Annotated in this window: 15 protein-coding genes, 3 tRNA genes and 1 pseudogene; 12 read left to right on the top strand and 7 right to left on the bottom strand. The window is 64.4% G+C overall.

Annotation, left to right across the window (positions count from 1 at the left end):
* Positions 1–14 precede the first annotated feature (14 nt).
* A tRNA-Asn gene (locus ABD884_RS15905) sits at positions 15–87 on the top strand.
* Between the two features lie 65 nt (positions 88–152).
* On the opposite strand, the gene ABD884_RS15900 is transcribed toward ABD884_RS15905, so the two are convergent.
* Complete coding sequence (locus ABD884_RS15900; RefSeq protein WP_345047704.1) at positions 153–3161, bottom strand: fibronectin type III domain-containing protein; 3009 nt, start codon at positions 3159–3161, stop codon at positions 153–155.
* A gap of 305 nt (positions 3162–3466) precedes the next feature.
* On the opposite strand from ABD884_RS15900, the gene ABD884_RS15895 reads away from it, so the two are divergent.
* Positions 3467–3539: transfer RNA gene (locus ABD884_RS15895), tRNA-Asn, on the top strand.
* 48 nt (positions 3540–3587) lie between these two features.
* Here ABD884_RS15895 and ABD884_RS15890 read toward each other — a convergent pair.
* Genes ABD884_RS15890 through ABD884_RS15880 form a run of 3 tightly spaced genes read right to left on the bottom strand, consistent with a single transcriptional unit; the run spans position 3588 to position 5507 of the window.
* Positions 3588–3995, bottom strand: a complete 408-nt coding sequence (locus ABD884_RS15890) for a hypothetical protein (RefSeq protein ID WP_345047698.1) — start codon at positions 3993–3995, stop codon at positions 3588–3590.
* 59 nt (positions 3996–4054) lie between these two features.
* The gene (locus ABD884_RS15885; protein ID WP_028266535.1) at positions 4055–4234 is read right to left on the bottom strand and encodes a hypothetical protein; all 180 of its coding nucleotides are present in this window, start codon (positions 4232–4234) and stop codon (positions 4055–4057) included.
* Between the two features lie 43 nt (positions 4235–4277).
* Entirely contained in the window at positions 4278–5507 is a 1230-nt protein-coding gene (locus ABD884_RS15880) for a multidrug effflux MFS transporter (RefSeq protein ID WP_345054911.1), read from the bottom strand.
* Between the two features lie 176 nt (positions 5508–5683).
* Between ABD884_RS15880 and ABD884_RS15875 the strand changes: the two genes are divergently transcribed.
* The 5 genes from ABD884_RS15875 (at position 5684) to ABD884_RS15855 (ending at position 9582) form a co-directional block, all read left to right on the top strand.
* A complete protein-coding gene (locus tag ABD884_RS15875; RefSeq protein ID WP_345047692.1) occupies positions 5684–6532 on the top strand; it encodes a phage holin family protein in 849 nt (282 codons plus the stop codon).
* Between the two features lie 50 nt (positions 6533–6582).
* Positions 6583–7206: a CDP-alcohol phosphatidyltransferase family protein gene (locus ABD884_RS15870; protein WP_028266538.1), complete on the top strand. Its 624-nt coding sequence runs from the start codon at positions 6583–6585 to the stop codon at positions 7204–7206.
* Positions 7206–8111, top strand: coding sequence for a DMT family transporter (locus tag ABD884_RS15865; RefSeq protein ID WP_345047687.1), 906 nt, complete (start codon positions 7206–7208; stop codon positions 8109–8111). The genes ABD884_RS15870 and ABD884_RS15865 overlap by 1 nt, the downstream gene beginning before the upstream one ends.
* Before the next feature lie 110 nt (positions 8112–8221).
* Positions 8222–9418 (top strand): glycosyltransferase, encoded by a 1197-nt coding sequence (locus ABD884_RS15860; protein WP_345047685.1) that lies wholly within the window; start codon positions 8222–8224, stop codon positions 9416–9418.
* Positions 9419–9508: 90 nt separating this feature from the next.
* Positions 9509–9582, top strand: a tRNA-Ile gene (locus tag ABD884_RS15855).
* Positions 9583–9673: 91 nt separating this feature from the next.
* Here the strand turns inward: ABD884_RS15855 and ABD884_RS15850 are convergent.
* Entirely contained in the window at positions 9674–9907 is a 234-nt protein-coding gene (locus tag ABD884_RS15850; RefSeq protein WP_345047682.1) for a hypothetical protein, read from the bottom strand.
* Here ABD884_RS15850 and ABD884_RS15845 point away from each other — a divergent pair.
* Positions 9907–10122, top strand: coding sequence for a hypothetical protein (locus tag ABD884_RS15845; RefSeq protein ID WP_345047679.1), 216 nt, complete (start codon positions 9907–9909; stop codon positions 10120–10122). The two genes, ABD884_RS15850 and ABD884_RS15845, sit on opposite strands and share 1 nt — an antisense overlap.
* A 49-nt stretch (positions 10123–10171) precedes the next feature.
* Here the strand turns inward: ABD884_RS15845 and ABD884_RS15840 are convergent, their stop codons facing one another.
* Positions 10172–10705 carry a MarR family winged helix-turn-helix transcriptional regulator gene (locus ABD884_RS15840; RefSeq protein ID WP_345047677.1) on the bottom strand — a complete coding sequence of 178 codons (534 nt, stop codon included), beginning with the start codon at positions 10703–10705 and terminating at the stop codon, positions 10172–10174.
* Positions 10706–10746: 41 nt separating this feature from the next.
* Between ABD884_RS15840 and ABD884_RS15835 the strand changes: the two genes are divergently transcribed.
* The 4 genes from ABD884_RS15835 to ABD884_RS15820 all read left to right on the top strand — a co-directional run bounded on the left by ABD884_RS15835 (position 10747) and on the right by ABD884_RS15820 (position 15788).
* The gene (locus tag ABD884_RS15835; RefSeq protein WP_345047673.1) at positions 10747–12261 is read left to right on the top strand and encodes a DHA2 family efflux MFS transporter permease subunit; all 1515 of its coding nucleotides are present in this window, start codon (positions 10747–10749) and stop codon (positions 12259–12261) included.
* Positions 12262–12323: 62 nt separating this feature from the next.
* On the top strand, positions 12324–13211 hold the full coding sequence (gene lgt, locus ABD884_RS15830) for a prolipoprotein diacylglyceryl transferase (RefSeq protein ID WP_345047668.1): 888 nt from the start codon (positions 12324–12326) through the stop codon (positions 13209–13211).
* Positions 13211–13480 (top strand): hypothetical protein, encoded by a 270-nt coding sequence (locus ABD884_RS15825; protein ID WP_345047666.1) that lies wholly within the window; start codon positions 13211–13213, stop codon positions 13478–13480. The genes lgt and ABD884_RS15825 overlap by 1 nt, the downstream gene beginning before the upstream one ends.
* Before the next feature lie 7 nt (positions 13481–13487).
* Positions 13488–15788: a transglycosylase domain-containing protein gene (locus ABD884_RS15820; RefSeq protein WP_345047660.1), complete on the top strand. Its 2301-nt coding sequence runs from the start codon at positions 13488–13490 to the stop codon at positions 15786–15788.
* Between the two features lie 276 nt (positions 15789–16064).
* On the opposite strand, the pseudogene ABD884_RS15815 reads toward ABD884_RS15820, so the two are convergent.
* A pseudogene (locus ABD884_RS15815) lies at positions 16065–17333 on the bottom strand (MFS transporter).
* Between the last annotated feature and the right edge of the window lie 77 nt (positions 17334–17410).

Genomic DNA, 17410 nt, shown 5'->3' with positions numbered 1-17410 from the left:
GATACACGCTTCATTCCTCCGTAGCTCAATTGGCAGAGCATTCGACTGTTAATCGAAGGGTTACTGGTTCAAGTCCAGTCGGAGGAGCGCTACTCAAAAATCCCCGTCCTCATATGAGGGCGGGGATTTTTGGCGTCCGAGGAGTTTCCCGGTTACTGGGTGGTGAGGGCGACGTCGTCGAGGTACATCCAGGTGTCATCAGCCGGACTGGAGCCGTCAAGGTGGACGTTGAACCAGAGCACGATGGTCTGGCCTTTGTAGGCAGAGAGACTGGCGCTGAACTGTGTCCAGGTGCCGTTGTCGTTGCAGAGTTTGAGTAGGCTGCCTAGGACCGTGCCGCTGGTATTGCGGACTTGGACTTCCATCCAGTCGTACTTGCAGGCGGTTCCGCTGCAGGGGTCCTCAGCGGAGTGGGGCTGGTACCAGAAGGACAGGGTGGAGGTCCCGGTAGCAGGAACGGGGATGGTCTGGGCGACACTGCTGTCCCCGAGGGGTTCGGCGCCGGATGCCAGGCCCAGGAGTGCCGAGCCGGTGCCCGTGTGGGCGGTGGTGGATGCCACGGGCGCCCTGACGCCGCCGGTTGTCCAGGCCGTCAGCCCGGACTCGAAGCCGCCGTTGGTGATGCCTGACGTAGTTGTGGTTCCTGAGGGAGTGACGGATGCCGATGCGGCCGACGCCGTCGAGGTGCCGATGGCGTTGGTGGCAGTCACCGTAAAGGTGTATGCGGTGCCGTTAGTCAGCCCGGTGACGGTCGCCGTCGTCGCGGGTGGATTCCCGGAAACGGTGACCGGGGCCAGGGTAGTTGCCCCTGCGTGCGCAGTCACGGCGTACGAGGTGATCGCGGAACCGCCGTTAGCCGGTGCCGTCCAGGACACGGATGCCGAGGCGTTGCCCGCCGCCGCGGTCACTCCCGTTGGTGCCGATGGTGCGGTCGCCGTTGTTTGGCTGTTGCCGAGGGCCACGTCGTCGAGATACATCCAGGTATCGTCCGCTGGGCTCGAACCGTCGAGATGGACATTGAACCAGAGCACGATGGTTTGGCCGCTATAGGCGGAGAGATTGGCGCTGAGCTGGGTCCAAGTGCCGGTGTTGCTGCTGAGTTTGAACAGGCTGGCCAAAGTGGTGCCGCTGGTGGTGCGCACTTGGGCTTCCATCCAGTCGTAGCGGCACGTGGTGCCGTTGCAGGTGTCGTCCGCGGTGTGGGGCTGGTACCAGAAGGACAGTGTGGAGGTCCCCGCAGCCGGCACGGTGATCGTTTGGGCGAGACTGCTGTCGCCAAGGGGCTCAGCACCGGATGCCAGGCCCAGGAGCGCAGAGCCGGTGCCGGTGTGGGCAGTGGTGGATGCCACGGGTGCCCTCACGCCGCCGGTGGTCCAGGCCGTCAGTCCGGACTCGAAGCCACCGTTAGTGACGCCGGGAACGGGCGCCGCAGGCGTGACAGGCGCCGAGGCCGCAGACACAGCAGACGTCCCGACGGCGTTGGTCGCCGTCACGGTAAACGTGTACACCGTGCCGTTGTTCAATCCGGTGACGGTCGCCGTCGTTGAGGGCGGACTTCCGGAGACCGTCACCGGAGCCAAAGCCGTGCCACCAGACGAAGGCGTCACGGTATATGAGGTAATCGCAGAGCCGCCACTGGCCGGCGCGGTCCAGGATACGACGGCGGAGGCGTTGCCCGCCGTCGCGCCCACCCCCGTGGGAGCCCCGGGAACCGTTGGAGCCGTCGGGGTGACCGGTGGTGAGGCGGCGGAAGGCGGCGAGGTGCCTATTGCGTTGCTGGCCGTGACCGTGAAGGTGTAGGCGGTGCCGTTGCTTAGCCCCGTCACGGTGGTGCTGGTGGCGGGGGGAGTGCCGCTGACGGTGACAGGTGCCAGGGCGGTGGTACCGGCGTACGGAGTGACGGCGTACGAGGTGATCGCAGAACCGCCATTAGCCGGCGCGGTCCAGGATACGACGGCGGAGGCGTTGCCCGCCGTCGCGCTCGCCCCGGTTGGCGCAGCAGGTGCCGTCGCGGCCGCTGCGAGCGTTACCGCGTGCGTAACTGTCCCCGTCAGGCCGGTGTTGTCTGTCACCGTGAGCTTCACTTGGTACGTTCCGGCCGCGGCGTAAGTGTGCGATGGCTTCACGCCGGTGCCTGCCGGGGAACCGTCGCCGAAGTCCCAGCTGTAGGACGCCACGGACCCGCCTGGATCCGACGAAGTTGAGCCGTCAAACGTCGCGGTCAGGGCCGCCGTCGAGGAGGTAAAGGCGGCCACCGGCGGAGGGTTTGAAGCACTGCCCAGGGCCTGGGCGACAGTTTGGACCGACGTTGTTCCGTTGGCCGTTCTCGCTGCGAGCCAGGTAATGAAGGTGTTGAAGAGGGTGGGGCTGATGGTCAGGGTGGGGTCTGTCCCGACGGCAATATGGTGGAAGGTGAATTGGACCCATCCGCCTCCCGGTTCGGCGTTGGTGACCAGGTTCTCCAGGTTCTGGAGCGTCCAGGTGCTGTCGACTTCGTCCGGGGCCGCGGTGTTGTACGGATTGGCCGGGGGAATGGTTTCCGCGAAGGGACAGCCCGAGCAGCTGGCCGGGGAGCGGATGTCACCCAAGTTGCGGGCACTGGCAAAACCGCAATTCTTCACGATTTGTTCGACCGAAGAGTTTTCGGCGGCGAAGGGATAGGCGAAGTCTGTGGCGTTGAAGCCCCAGCTGGCGAGCGTGGTCCGCCCACCGCAAACCTCGTTGGTGGCTGCGGAGGTGGACAGGGTGGTGAGGTCCGGATGGGTTATGGTGTGGCCACCGATCTCGTTGCCGTCCGCGGCAATGGCGTTCAGGTTGGCTCGCGTGAGCCAGGACGGAGAACCGATCCAGCTGGTCGTAATGAAGAACGTGCCGTGCAGCCCGTTGGCTTTCAGTACCTGTTCGGCAGCGAGCTGATCGTCATTGCCGTCGTCGAACGTCAGGCTGATGATGGTCTTCGGAGTTGCTGCCCGGGCCGGCGTCGCGACGTAGCTAACAGAGTACCCGAGCAACAAAGGGACGGATGCGGCGGCGGCCCAGCGGAACCACCGCTTGCGCATCTCACGGGTCGTCCCGTGCCACATGGACGAGTGCCAAACGGACGAGTGCCACGCGGAAGATAGCCGCCGGTGCCGCCGGGACAGTATGGTCAGGAGCCGCATCGGCTTCCCCTTTATCTGAACAGACCGGGTCAGAATCCCCAGATCCGGAGCCTATGGGCTAGGCGCGGAACGGGTTAAGAGTGGGTGGTACCTGTTTTGGGCCGGCTTCCCGCCCCTTCACTCAGGCCCGGATACGCGTACCGCCGTCCGTGGCCCGGAAGGATGGCCTGAGCGCCCAGTCGTCTGGGAGCGGCAATCTCCGTAGCAAGGGCGATACCCTGGAGGGGTATTTTCCGGGTGTCTGCCATGGCTTTGTCTCGATTTCACTTGAGGCAAAACCTTTGCTAAAGTCATAACCGCTTCATTCCTCCGTAGCTCAATTGGCAGAGCATTCGACTGTTAATCGAAGGGTTACTGGTTCAAGTCCAGTCGGAGGAGCGCGAAGGCCCCGCACCTGGATGATCGGTGCGGGGCCTACTTTTTTGCTTAGACGAAGTCCATCTCAACTTGCAGGAATCTCGCCGCTTCGGTCACGGCGGACTGGAAGGCATCATCCTCGGTGGGCGGGGTCCTGGGCTCCCGCGGGTGCCATTCGTGGGCTGCGGAGTGGACGCGGGTGAATCCGCCGCCGGGGGGTGCGTAGAAGATTCCGAAGCGTTGGACTGGCCATTCGGGAGAGGTCTCCGGAGCGACGAGCAGGGCCGCTCCATTGCTCGGATTGAACCATTGGGCAATCGGGCGGCGGCGGTCCTCGGTGAAAAGCCCGGCCGCATAGAGGGCTGCGGATTGCGGGCTCGTCACTGTGCACAGACGGTCCCACCACAGCGGGAGGATGCCGTCATCCCTGCGCTGCCATGGGGCTGGAATAGGTTGGAGTTCCTGCCAACGGGGCACATCTCAACTTTATCGCCGGGCTATGACCGGCAACAGGCCCCGAACCCACGGAGGGCTGCCTAGTCCCGCTTCCATGGTCCGGGATTGATCCGATAGAGGATCGCGGAGGCGACGACGGCACCTAGCAGGGCTCCAAACACCGGGTTTCCGGCCCCGCGGCCCAGGAAGAATCCGACGACGGCGCCCAGTATCGCTCCGAGGAAAAGTCCCCGGCCGTTGCGGTGTGGTTTGCGCGTCATGGTTTGAGCCTACTTGCCCGCACGGAAGCCGGGGCCTGGCGCATCAGTGGATGGAGGGGACGGAACGAGGCCGCACCACAAGCCAGAGGGCCGCCACAGCGCATGCGAGGCAGACTGCCTGGACGGCCCCCATGGGAATGGCGGAGCCGACGCCCAGCGAGCCAACCACCGGGGGAATGATGCCGGCCATCAGGAAGTTCGAGGCGCCCAGCAAGGAGGCGGCGGTTCCGGCCTGCGCTCCGTGGTTGGCCAAGGCAATCACCTGGACACAGGGGAACATGAACCCGGTGGCGAAGATGTAGAACCATAGCGGGACTATGACGCCCCACAGGCCGAAGCCCCACAGGCCGAACGCCACAATCAGCGCGGCCATCAGTAGCATCCATGCCGTGGCAAAGGCCAGGATCCATTGGGGCGCCACGTGCTTGATGACCCTGGAGCTGATCTGGACGCCGGCGACGATACCCAAGGAGTTGACGCCGAACAGCAGGCCGTATTCCTGCGGGGAGAAGTTGTAGACCTGTTGGAACAGGAAGGTCGACGCCGAGAGATATGCGAACAGCCCACCGAAGTTGAATCCGCCGACCAGCAGCATCCCCACGAAAACCCGGTCGGTCAACACCGCTCTGTAGCGTTGGCCCGCCGTCGACGTCGTTTGCCGACGGAGCTCGGCAGGATACGTTTCCCGTATAAGGAATACCGCGGCGACGAACACCAGGATTCCGTAGGTGGCCAAGAAGTAGAAAATCCCGGGCCAAGGCATCACCAACAGCAGTTGGGAACCGATGATCGGGGCCAGGATCGGAGCGAGGCCGTTCACCAGCGACATCCGGGAGAACATCCGCACCATGGCATAGCCCGCGAAGAGGTCCCGGACCATGGCCATGGCCACTACGCCGCCGCCAGCGGCACCGACGCCCATGAGGACACGGAACAGGGCAAGCGTGTTGATGTCCGTAGACAATGCTGCGCCGAGGGAGGAACCGATGTGCAGGGCCGTTGCAAGGATCAAGGGCATGCGGCGTCCGAACTTGTCGCTGAACGGCCCCACCATCAGTTGCCCGATGGCAAAGCCCACCGTTGTGCCTGTCAATGTGAGTTGGATCGCAGCAGCTGAGACGTCGAAGTGATGCTCAAGCGCGGGAAACGCCGGCAGATAGAGGTCCACCGTAAACGGGCCCAGAGCGGTCAATGCACCAAGCAGCACGATGTAGAGGAGTTTTTCGCGTCGGCTCAGGAATTCGCCCGGGACAGGGGGAGTGTTCACGATTATCAATCCTATGTGTGGCAGATCATATTTATCAGGTGTGCGGGGGCGCGCCGCGGGACCCTCCCGGAAGTTGAGGCTGAAGCTGAATGGTAGTTTTGTGGACAGGTGTGCGTGGGCGGTGTATTCGTCTCCGTGCCGGAGGCGGGTAGGAGCAAGAAGGAAGCAGTGAGGCGGAACCTATGAGCGGACGTCACAGCGGCCAGGCTGGCCAACGCCAGGGAATGTCGGCGTTGCCGGATACCCTGAAACTTGCGGCCCGGCTGGCGCCGCGGCAGCTCAACGATGAAATCAGCATGGCCAAGCTTGAGCTTAAGGGCAAAGGCAAAAAGCTGGGGGTCGCCGGCGCATTTGCGGGCGTTGCATTGATCTTTCTCTCCTTGCTCGTCATCGCCTTGGTGGTGGCGGCTATCCTTGGCCTGGCCACCGTCATGCCCCCGTGGTTGGCAGCGCTGGCCGTCGCTGCGGCGTTCTTGTTGATCATTCTCATCGGAGCGCTCATCGCGTTCCGCACGGTCAAGGGGGCCATGCCGCTTGTGCCTGAGAAGACCATCCGCGGCATCAAACACGATCTGGGCATCGTCAAGGAAGGCACGGCTTTCGACGCCAGCATCCTCGACCCATCGTCGGAGGCGTACAAAGCTGCGGAAGCAGTGAAAGCCGCCGCAGCCGAAAAGGCCAAGGCCGAAAAAGCGGCCAAGGCCGAGGCACACAAAGCCGAGCACCCCCCAGCCCCGAGCGAATCAGAGCTGCTCCGCCGGCTGGAGCAGCGTCGCGAACACCTCGCCGACGTTCGCGATCAGCTCGGTGTCGAACTCGACGTCAAGACCCAGGGGAAGGCCTTCCTCGACGTTGCCGGGCACAAGCTCCACGACGGACGCCGGTTTGCTGCCGAGAAGCTCGCAGATTTCGGCGAGAAGGTTCCTGCCGGACTTCCGAAGCGGCTCGCCGCGCGGTGGAAGGATCTGTTCCTCTTCGCCGCCTCTGCCACGGTGGCTGCAGTGGGACTGCGGAAGCTGTTCAAGAAGTAATCGGAACGGCGAGCATCAACGTCAGCCGCGGACGACGGAAAGGGGGACAGATGAAATTCATCGGTGCGGGCGCGCGCCCCGGTAAGCCGCAGATCGACCACGATCTCATCTTCACCGTCCCCAATTTCCTGACGGTGTTGCGCTTCATGGGCGTTCCGCTGTTCGTCTGGCTGGTGCTGTGGCAGCGGCAGTACGGTTTCGCAGTGCTGGTCCTCGCGATCATGGGCGGCACGGACTGGGTTGACGGCTACGTCGCGCGGCGCTTCAATCAGGCCTCCAAGCTGGGCCGCATCCTCGATCCCGTGGCGGACCGCCTGGCACTCATCACCGTCGCTGTCACGCTCGCCATCGCCGGGGTGGTGGATTGGTGGTACCTGGCTGCCCTTGTGGTGCCCGACGCCGTCCTTGCCACGGCATCGTTGTTCTATTTCCATAGCCATCCCGACCTTCCGGTGAGCAGGATCGGCAAGATCCGGACGGCATTCCTCCTTCTGGGTACGCCGCTTCTGGTCTTTTCCAGACTCGAGGTTCCCTTCGCCGGGGCATACTTCGCGATCGCCTGGATCTGCCTGGGCCTGGGGCTCGCGGGGCATTGGGTGGCTGCCTACAACTATTTCTGGGCGATCCTCCGCAAGGGCAAAGAGCTCAAAGCCAACGACGGCGGTCGTCCCTGATGGTCTGGGTTGCAGTCCTTCTTGCGGTGCTTGGCGCCTTTTGCCTTGCCATTGGCGCCCAGCGGCAGGGCAGCGCTGTCAAAGCCGACACCGGTGGCCTTACCCTGAGTTCCAAGGGCTTTCTGAGGCTTCTCCGGAATCCGCGCTGGATGTTTGGCCTGCTGTTGCTGTGCTTGGGCATGGGAATGAACGCTATCGCGCTGGTGTCGGCACCCCTGACGGTGGTGCAGCCCATCGGTGCCATCGCGTTGGTCATCACCACCGTGGTCAACGCGAAGGACCAGGGGCTCAGCATCAATCGGGGCACCGTGGTAGCCATTTCGGCTTGCGTGACGGGCTCGGCAATGTTCGTCCTGCTCGCCGTCAACGCCACCCAGGAAAACCACCACGTCAGCGGCGAGGACGAAATTACCATCGTGCTCCTATTGACCCTCGCGGTTGGGCTCTTTGGAACTTTGGCTGTCATGTTCCGGCACCGCTTGAGCGCATTTGTGTACATTTTGGGTGCCGGAGTGCTGTTCGGATTCGTCGCGGTGCTGACGCGCATCATCGGCAGGCACCTGCTGGACCCGAACGGGCACTTTCTGCTCAACGTGCAGTGGTACACGGTGGTAGCCATTGTGGCCGCAGGCGGGCTCGGTTCGTGGTTCGTGCAGAATGCCTACTCCGGGGGGCCGCCCGATTTGGTGATCGCAGGCCTGACCGTGGTCGACCCCATTGTCGGGATCGCCATCGGGATCGCCATTTTGGGTGAGCTTCGTCCCGATGTCCACGCCGTGGTGGGAATCGGCATGGCTGTGGCCGCTTCCCTTGCTATCGTGGGGGTTATTGCCCTGAGCCGGCACCATCCCGAGGTCACCAAGCGGAAACGTGACGCGAAGGCGGCAGCAAGCCGGAAGGCCTAGGGCAAAGTTCGATAACCGTGCCCCGCACACCCGCGGCAGGCAACCGGCGAAGACACCGCAAGGCCAGACGTTTTGCGATGTTCGCACCGTGACCATCAGGAGTTCTCCACGTGACCATTCCCGAAACCAACAAACCCCTCACCATCCTGATTGCGGCGGAGACCTACCGCCCGCAGGTCAACGGTGCTGCTCAGTTCGGTTACCGGCTTGCCAAAGGCATGAAGGCGCGGGGCCACGACGTCCACGTGCTCGCCTGCCGGGCAGACAACGGCAAGAGCTTCGCCGAGTTCTGTGATGAAGGCACGGTGCACCGCTTGAAGTCCCACGGAGTCTTTACGCACGAGTACTTCCGCATCTGCTACCCGTGGGAAATCAAGAACGACATCCGGCTGCTCTTCGACAAGGTTCAGCCCGACGTCGTTCATATCCAAAGCCATTACATGATCGGCGAGCACGTTCTTTACGAGGCGAAGAAGCGCGGCATCCGGATCATAGCCACCAACCACTTCATGCCGGAAAACCTGAACCCGTTCTTGCCGTTCCCGCAGTGGTTCAAGGACATTATCGGGCGAGTCTCATGGAAAGACATGGGCAAGGTCATGGGCCAGGCCGACGTCGTCACCACTCCCACGCCGCTGGCAGCGAAGGCCATGCACCAGCATGCTTTCCTTCGCAAGGTCCTGCCTTTGTCCAACGGTATTGACGCGGCTGCTTATGAACTGAAGCCGGGCGAAGAACTCGAGCCGAATCCCAACCCCACCGTTCTTTTCGTCGGCCGCCTTGCCGAAGAGAAGCACGTGGATGTCCTGATCGACGCCGTCTCCAAGACACCTGCCGAACTCAATGTGCATCTTGAAATTGTCGGCGGCGGCGAGGTCCGTGGTGCGTTGGAGGCCCAAGCGAAGCGCCTGGGCCTGGGGGAGCGGGTCAGGTTCCTGGGCCTGGCGAGCGATGAGGACCTGAGGCAGGCGTACATTCGCGCTGACTTGTTCTGCATGCCCGGAACGGCGGAACTGCAGTCACTCGTGACGCTTGAGGCAATGTCGGCGTCGACGCCGGTTCTCCTCGCCAATGCGATGGCCCTGCCGCATCTTGTCCGCGAAGGTGAGAACGGGCATCTTTTCACCCCTGGCGACAGCAAGGAATTGGCAGCCAGGATCACCGAGCTCTTTCGTCTGCCGGCTGGCGAGCTCGAAGCCATGGGCAAGGCCAGCCGCGCCATGGTGGAGCCGCACAGCATCGAAGGCACCCTGCAGACGTTCGAGGATCTCTACCGCGGGGCGTCTTACGAGGACAAGGTCATCTAGTCGGTGTGCGCCTGAGCCTTCGGGATGACTATTATTGCTAGAGTGTCTTGGCCCGGGGAACTTCATGAGGAAGCTTTCCAGACACTTTACGGGGCTATAGCTCAGCTGGTTAGAGCGCGGGACTCATAATCCTAAGGTCCTCGGTTCAAGTCCGAGTAGCCCTACCCGAAAAGAGCCCCTGAGGTGCTGAAACGCAGATCAGGGGCTCTTTTGGTTTTGCGTTCTGAGGTAGCCATCCACCGGAAACGGATCGAGCTACTTTCCGAATGCCTCCCCAGCGAGGTGTTGTCGGGTGCCTCGTGCGTCGTCGTCCAAGAACGTCGCCGCTCGCCCCCGCTGGCGCCAATCCGACCACAATGCCAACTCCGAACTCTGCTTCCCACGCCCGCCCTGACCGCGGAAGGTGGTGGTCTTTCCGGTACCGGGCGGCCCGCCGTCGTCGTTCCTTGCTCCCATGGCGATGTCCTCGTTGGCGAGGGTGTCAATCATTGCTCTTCGGTCCTCTGGTGTGTGGCAGCGAGGTCGGCGCAGATCCGCTCCCGCGCCGCACGGTGTTGGCCAGCGTGAAGCGCGGATCGAAGCCACTGGCGGCTGCGCGACTCCCAGTGATCGAAGGCGGCGGCGGTCCAGAGGACGGTCAGGATCCACCATCAGGGGTCGGCGGGTGGCGTCAGGGCGAGGACGAGAAGGACGATGACCTATGAGACGTCGAGCAGGAGAACGGGCCAGTATCTGCCGACGCGGGAGTGCCTGTCACGGCCGGGTCCCGTTTTGCCGGGCCCGGTTCTGGGTCTGGTCTTCGGTTTCCAGCAGGGCAGCGAGGGCAGCCAGGGCCGGGACGGCGTTTTCTATTACGTTCTGATAGGCCTCCGGGAGCCGTTCCAGGGCTTGGCCGAGTCTTCGGTCGTTGGCGGCCTGCCATGCTGCCAATATCTCCGTACCGGTCTGCGTCAGGCTCAAGTTCACGGCCCGGCGGTCCCCCGGACGGGGCGTGCGTTCGAGCAGCCCTGCGGTCACCATCTGCTGGACGAGGCTGCTGACCGTGTTGGTCGCCAGCCGTTGACGGTCAGCCAGATCACTGACGCCCATGCCGGGCTCATCGGCAAGACGCTGAAGAACCTCCACCTGGGCCATGGGCAGCGATTCCCAAGGGAACTCCTGCCGAACGCTCGAGCGCAGGACCCGCCGCAGGCGGGTGATCACGCCGGTCAGGGACCAGGCATCGGCGCCCGCGTACTCAGGGGCCGTCGGGTCGGTGGCCGGGGCGGATGCATTGACGGGGTTCATGCCATTAGCCTATCCCGGTATTCCCCTTATAGAATAGTTCTGTGACCGAACAAATTTCTTCAGGGGCGGCCCCTTTCACTGCAGCTTCACCCACCGGCTGGGGGAAGCTGTGGAGGGAACCGGCCAGGCCTGACTGGATCCGGCGACGGCCCGGTGCCCCGTGGTTGGTCGTGGCAACGGTGTGTATCGGCGCGTTCATGGGCCAGCTGGATGCCAGCATCGTGACCTTGGCGGTGCCGGCCATCAGGACTGACATGAACGCCTCGCTCGCCCAGGTGGAGTGGGTGGCGTTGATCTATCTTCTGGTGCTCGTGGGAAGCATCTCTGCGGTCGGCCGACTGGCGGACATGGTGGGGCGGAAGCTGCTCTACACCTATGGGTTCGCGCTGTTCACCCTCGCGTCCCTGGGTTGCGCGCTTGCCCCCGACATCACCTGGCTCCTGGTCGCCAGGGCCGTCCAGGCAGTCGGTGCGGCCATGCTGCAGGCCAACAGTGTTGCCCTGATCCGGACCAGCATGCCCGCAGGGAAACTCGGCAAGGCCATCGGCCTCCAGGGCGCCGCCCAGGCCATCGGCCTGGCCATGGGCCCCTCGGTCGGCGGACTCCTCATCGGCCTGGGCGGGTGGCGGTGGGTGTTCTTCGTCAATATCCCGGCAGGGGTCATCGGGTTGCTGCTGGGCTGGTTCCTGCTGCCGCGCACCCACGTCAAGGCCCCCCGTGCCCGACTGGACTGGCTGGGGCTGGTTGCCCTCATGCCGGCCGTCGGCGCCCTGCTCCTGGCTTTGTCGGAGGCGGCCAGGCTCGGCTTCGGCAACTCCGTTGCTCTCGGACTGCTGGGGGCATCGCTGGTTCTTTTCGCCTTCTTTGTCATGCGGGAGCGCCGGGCAAGACACCCTTTGGTGGACCTGTCGCTGTTCAAGTCGGGGAGCTTCAGCCGGGGCGTGGCAACGGGCCTGCTGGGCTATCTCGTGTTGTTCGGGGTCCTGTTCGTCACGCCCCTCCATCTGGAGTCCGAGTATTCCCTTCCCCCTGCCCAGGCCGGACTGTTGCTGACGGTCCTGCCAGTCGCGCTGGGTCTCGTCGCGCCCGTTGCAGGCCTGCTCGCGGACCGGTTCGGGGCCCGGTTGCCGGCATCGGCCGGCATGGGACTGGTCACGGCCGCGCTGGCCGTGCTGGTCTTTTCCCCCCGCGATTTGTGGGTCACGGCAGCCGCCCTCGCGGCCATGGGGCTTGGCCTGGGCCTATTCACCCCGGCCAACAACGCGTCCGTGGCAGCGGCCGGACACGACCACCAGGCGGGCATGGTCAGTGGAGTGTTGAACATGACCAGGGGCGTCGGAACCTCCCTTGGCGTCGCCCTGGGCGCCGTCGCGTACTCCCTCGCTAACGCCATGGGCAACAGCGGGGGAGCGGCCCCGCTTCCCGGACTCGGATTTCGGATGGCCGTGGCACTCTTCGCGGTCCTGAGTGCCGTGGCAGCCGTACTGTCATTCCTGGGACGGCGCGCCCGCCCCAGGGCTGTTCCGGATCCGGAAGGCCGTCCGGAACTCGGCTGACCATAAGGTTGCCGAGCAAGACTGTTTTTGCCCTAACCTCCCGAACAGGATCCCGAACCTTCATGACTTCCAGTGATTCATTCATTCCGTCCCCGACGGTGAGCGCCTTTCACGTGGGCCCCCTGACGATCCATTTCTACGCCCTGTGCATCATCGCCGGGATCGGTCTGGCCGTCTGGCTCACTTCGAGGCGTTGGACCGCCCGGGGCGGCCAGACCGGGCAGGTGCTGGACATTTGCCTTTGGGCGGTGCCCGCAGGGATCATCGGGGGCCGGATCTACCACGTCATCACCGACCCTGAGCTTTACTTCTTACCGGGGAAGAATCCATGGAATGCCTTTGCCATCTGGGATGGCGGCCTGGGGATCTGGGGCGCCGTGGCCCTGGGGGTAGCGGGGGCGTGGATCGGCTGCCGCAGGGCGCAGGTATCTTTGGTTGCGTTCCTGGACGCGGTGGCACCGGCGGTGGTTTTTGCCCAGGCCCTGGGCCGGTGGGGCAACTGGTTCAACAACGAGCTCTACGGGGATCCGACGGCCCTGCCGTGGAAACTCCAGATCCACCAGATGGACCTTGCGACTGGGTCAGCGGTGACCGATCCCTCCGGTGCTCCGGTGGTCCTGGGCTATTTCCAGCCAACATTCCTCTACGAATCGCTGTGGTGCGTCGTCGTCGGGCTGCTTCTTTTGTATGTGGACCGGCGCTTCACTCTCGGGGCGGGAAGCGTATTCTCCCTGTATGTTGCCGGATACACGGCGGGACGCTTCGCTTTTGAACTGATGCGCTCCGACTATGCAAACCTGATTCTGGGGCTCCGAGTGAACACCTGGGTTGCCGCCCTGATCTTCCTTGCGGGTGCCGTCGCGTTTGCCCTGCTGTTCCGGCGCAGACGCTCGATGGCCGTGCCCGGGGACTCCGCCGCGCAGACAACGCTCACCGAAGGAATGTCTTGATGCTCATGAAAGGCACCTTCTGGGGAAAGTTCCTTGCCTTCGTCGCGGCCGGCACAGTCTGTGCCACGATGCCTCCACCGGCTTGCCCGTTCGGCACCGTACGGCTGAGGCCATCGAGGGGGCTGGGAGACCGGGAAGGCTACCCAGGGCGGCGTGTCGGGCTCCCGCGTCCCAGCACCCCGGATGTGCCCAGCCTAGGAACCCGGGCGCTTGAGAGGTGCGGGGCACCAGACCCGATAACCAACACGATCCATCGCCAGAGAACCTGAGGAAGATATGTTCAATCGGATACGAATTCGGCGTTGGCCCCGTGGACGAGGCGTGCTCCCGCGCGGTGCGGGGTCCAATCCGGCCGGGAACCCCGCGCCGGCTGCCGCGGCCTCCGGCAGGAACCCGCTCGTGGACACGGGAACAACGCTCGGCCGGATCCTGGTCTTCCTCGGCGTGAGCGCCGTCTGCGGGGTGCTTGTGGCTGGCCTGATGGTGCCCGCCGCGGCCGTGGCCGGGATCGCGGCGAACGGCTCGGTCCAGTTCTTCAACGGACTGCCCAGCGAGCTGACCGTGGCCCCTCCCGGGCAGGTGACGAGGGTCCTCGCGGCAGACGGATCCCAGATCGCGACGCTGTTCAACGAGAACCGGACCCAGGTTCCCCTCGAGCAGATGTCCCCCAACATCAAGAACGCGATCGTCGCGATCGAGGATTACCGCTTCTACCAGCACGGGGGCATCGACCCTACCGGCATCCTGCGCGCCCTCGTGACGAACAGCGGCGGGGCCCGGCAGGGTGCCTCCACGCTGACCCAGCAGTACGTGACCAACGTGCTCAACGAGAACCTCATCGCCCAGGGCAAGGACGCCCAGGTCGTGCTCAACGGCCAGAAGAGCATCAACGACAAACTCCGGGAGATGAAGCTCGCCATCGCCCTCGAGAAGCAGTTCACGAAGGACCAGGTCCTCGCAGGCTACCTCAACATCGTCGGCTTCAACGCCAACGCCTACGGCATCCAGGCCGCCAGCCAGTACTTCTTCTCCGTCGACGCCAAGGACCTCACCGTGCCCCAGGCGGCCCTGCTCGCCGGCCTGGTCAACGGCCCCTCGCTGTTCGACCCGACCCAGCACCCCGAGGCGTCCAGGACGCGGCGGGACCTGGTGCTCGACGCGATGCTCCAGCACGGCTACATCAACCGGCAGCAACACGACGACGCCGTCAACACCCCGATCCAGCTCAAGGTCAACCCGCCCAAGCAGGGCTGCGCCTACGCCGTCCAGGCTCAGTATTTCTGCGACTACGTCCTCCACCAGATCCAGAACGACCCGGCCTATGGCGCGACACAGGAGGACCGGATCCAGAAGATCATGCGCGGCGGCCTGACCATCAAGACCACCTTGGACCCGCGCCTCCAAGGTCCCGCCCAGGCGCAGGTCGACGCCACGACAGGAGCGAACCCGGACAAATGGGGCGCCTCCCTCGTGACGGTCCAGCCCGGCACAGGCAAGGTCCTCGCGATGGCGCAGAACTCGCGCACGCTCGCCGGCCAGGGCACCGACTTCGTCTCGACCTACAACTTCAACGTCGACCGCGCGGACGCCAACGGCAACGACCTGGGCGGCGTGGGCGGCATGCAGCCCGGTTCGACCATGAAGCCCGTGACCCTCGCGGCGTGGCTCGGCGAGGGCAAAACGACGAACCAGATTGTCGATGCGTCGAGGCGGCGCTACGGCGTCAACTATCCGTGGAAGACGACATGCGGCCCCGTCCATGGCTGGTTCGACAGCACTCTTCCACCCTCTACAGACCTCCAGAACGACGAACCCGGCTGGTACCGGCCCATGTCCGTCCGCGAGGGCATCTACAATTCAATCAACACAGCGACGTTCGCGTCCCTCGCCGGCCTGAACGACTTCTGCGACGTCCAGCGGGCCGCCGACGCCATAGGCCTGCACCTGGGCGACGGGAACGACAAGAAGATCGACCTCTCGACCCTGGGCAACATCCTGGGCAGCCAGAACGTCGCCCCCCTGACGATGGCGAACGCCTTCGCAACATTCGCCGCGGACGGCACGTACTGCGCACCCATCTCGATCGCCGAGGTCGACGACGCCGCGGGCAAGAGAATCGGCGGGCAGACGTCCGCGTGCCAGCCGAACGCCCTGAAACCGGATGTCGCGAAGGCCACCACCAATGTCCTCCAAGACGTCCTCACCAAGGGCTCTGGCCTGCTCATCCCGCAGAAGCTCGGCGTCCCGGACGCCGCCAAGACCGGCACCAACCAGTACAACAACCAGACTTGGGTCCTCGGCTACACGAAAGGCCTGGCAACGGCGTCCTTCTTCGGAGACCCTTTCAACGGCGGTCCTTCGCGGCTCGGACGCGACATCACGGTCAACGGCAGATACTACCCCCTGGTCGACGGCGCTTACATCGCCGGACCACAGTGGGCACAGTACATGCAGCAGGTCGTCGGTCTCTACGACCACGGTGACTTCGACGCCCCGCCGCAGAACCTCATCGGCGGTTCTGCGCCCCAGCCCTCGACAGCCCTGTCGAAGCCCGGCAACGGAAACGGGAAGGGTTGATGCCGGTGTTGGTGGCGCCGGTCCCGGCGGCACCGTTCCTGATGGTCATCATCGCGACCCTGCCGGTGGGTTCATCGCCGACCTCCTGAAGGTCCCTGCATTCTGGAGGCTGAAGCTGCACCCCGGCTGACTTCGCATGCGGCAATCGAAGCACAGATCGCCCCGGGGCTTTTGCTGCACGCCAGATGCCCGGAGCAAAGTGTTTTGACGTCTGCCCTGTGGACTGGGGACCGCCGCGAGCCTTCTCGTTTTGTTTGCCATAGTCCTGGTCCAGGTCTAGATGGACGTTTCGTGGTCGGTGCCGCGCATCCGGATGGCCACGAGGATGCCGGATGCTGCCGTGAGGACGGCGACGACGGCGACCGCGGCCGGGATGCCGAAGGCGTCGGCGATGATTCCCGACAACAGGGCTCCGACCGCGAAGCCACCGTCGCGCCAGAGTCGGTAGACCCCGACGGAGCGTGCACGCCAGGCGGGGTGTGAGACGTCTCCGATTGCGGCCAGGAGTGCGGGGTAGACCATTGCCGTTCCCATTCCCAGGAGGACTGCGCCCACGAGCCAGGGTCCGAAGCTGTGGGCTGCGGCGACTATCCCGAGTCCCACGGCCTGCACGAGCATACCGGCCACGATGAGCCACTTGCGGCTCCACCGGTCTGAGGCGGCCCCGGCGAAAAGCTGTCCGGCGCCCTAGACCGCGGGGTAGACGGCAGCCAGGATGCCTACCTGGTTCAAGCTTAGCCCGGAGCTGACGAACAAGATCGGGAAGAGGCCCCAGGCGAGGCCGTCGTTGAGGTTATTCACCAGGCCAGCTTGGCTGGCAGCGGAGAGTGACCGATCCTTGAAACTTGTGAGCGCGAACACCTGGCCGGTGGTGAGTCCGGCGTGCGCACTGACGTGCTGGGAGGCTTCAGTCCTGGCGTGGTGGTGGGTTTCGCGCACGATCAGGACAGATAGCCCTAAACCGAGGGCAATGTACACGGCCCCGAGGAGGAAGGGGCCGGGGCGGAGGCCGTACGCGGAGGCAATGTAACCGGTAGCCAGGGCAGTGACGGCGACCCCAAGGTAGCCTGCCGCTTCGTTCAGGCCCATGGCTAAGCCGCGTTGCTTCGGTCCCACGAGGTCCATCTTCATGATCACTGCCGCGGACCAGGTCAGGCCTTGGCTGATGCCCAGGAACACGTTCGCCGCAATAATCCATCCCCAGGACGGCCCGAAGATGAGCATGATCGGTACCGGGATTGCTACAAGCCATCCTGCGACGAGGACCGGTCTGCGGCCATACCGGTCAGAGAAGGTTCCCGCGAAGTAGTTCGTCGCGGCCTTGGACAGACCGAAGGCGAGAATGTAGGTCAGCCCGCTTGTGTATAAGTCCAGGTGGAATGTCTGGGAAGCGAGCAGGGGCAGGACAGTGCGTTCCTGCCCGAGGGTCCCGCCCACCAGGGCGTTAACTGCCACCAGCAGCATGAACTGCGCCAGATTCTGCCGAAGACCCAGCACGGCTCCCGTGGATCCTGGGCTATGGCGAGGGAGTGTGCTTCCCGGCATTCGCGGTGCTCCGTTCATGGTGGGGTCATAAAGGTGCCCGGGCGCATGGGGGACGCGCCCGGGCTGGGTGCCCGGGC

The sequence above is a fragment of the Arthrobacter methylotrophus genome (assembly GCF_039539965.1).
Classification (GTDB): domain Bacteria; phylum Actinomycetota; class Actinomycetes; order Actinomycetales; family Micrococcaceae; genus Arthrobacter; species Arthrobacter methylotrophus.
The sequence above is the reverse complement of the archived record's forward strand: the minus strand, read 5'-3'. Positions and strand labels throughout refer to the sequence as shown.

What these genes read in the sequence shown, in the direction of transcription:
- ABD884_RS15885 (WP_028266535.1), bottom strand. Translation starts at nt 4,234, where the DNA reads ATGACGCGCAAACCACACCGCAACGGCCGGGGACTTTTCCTCGGAGCG.
- ABD884_RS15820 (WP_345047660.1), top strand. Translation starts at nt 13,488, where the DNA reads ATGTTCAATCGGATACGAATTCGGCGTTGGCCCCGTGGACGAGGCGTG.
- ABD884_RS15900 (WP_345047704.1), bottom strand. Translation starts at nt 3,161, where the DNA reads ATGCGGCTCCTGACCATACTGTCCCGGCGGCACCGGCGGCTATCTTCC.
- ABD884_RS15875 (WP_345047692.1), top strand. Translation starts at nt 5,684, where the DNA reads ATGAGCGGACGTCACAGCGGCCAGGCTGGCCAACGCCAGGGAATGTCG.
- ABD884_RS15840 (WP_345047677.1), bottom strand. Translation starts at nt 10,705, where the DNA reads ATGAACCCCGTCAATGCATCCGCCCCGGCCACCGACCCGACGGCCCCT.
- ABD884_RS15870 (WP_028266538.1), top strand. Translation starts at nt 6,583, where the DNA reads ATGAAATTCATCGGTGCGGGCGCGCGCCCCGGTAAGCCGCAGATCGAC.
- ABD884_RS15825 (WP_345047666.1), top strand. Translation starts at nt 13,211, where the DNA reads ATGCTCATGAAAGGCACCTTCTGGGGAAAGTTCCTTGCCTTCGTCGCG.
- lgt (WP_345047668.1), top strand. Translation starts at nt 12,324, where the DNA reads ATGACTTCCAGTGATTCATTCATTCCGTCCCCGACGGTGAGCGCCTTT.
- ABD884_RS15865 (WP_345047687.1), top strand. Translation starts at nt 7,206, where the DNA reads ATGGTCTGGGTTGCAGTCCTTCTTGCGGTGCTTGGCGCCTTTTGCCTT.
- ABD884_RS15850 (WP_345047682.1), bottom strand. Translation starts at nt 9,907, where the DNA reads ATGATTGACACCCTCGCCAACGAGGACATCGCCATGGGAGCAAGGAAC.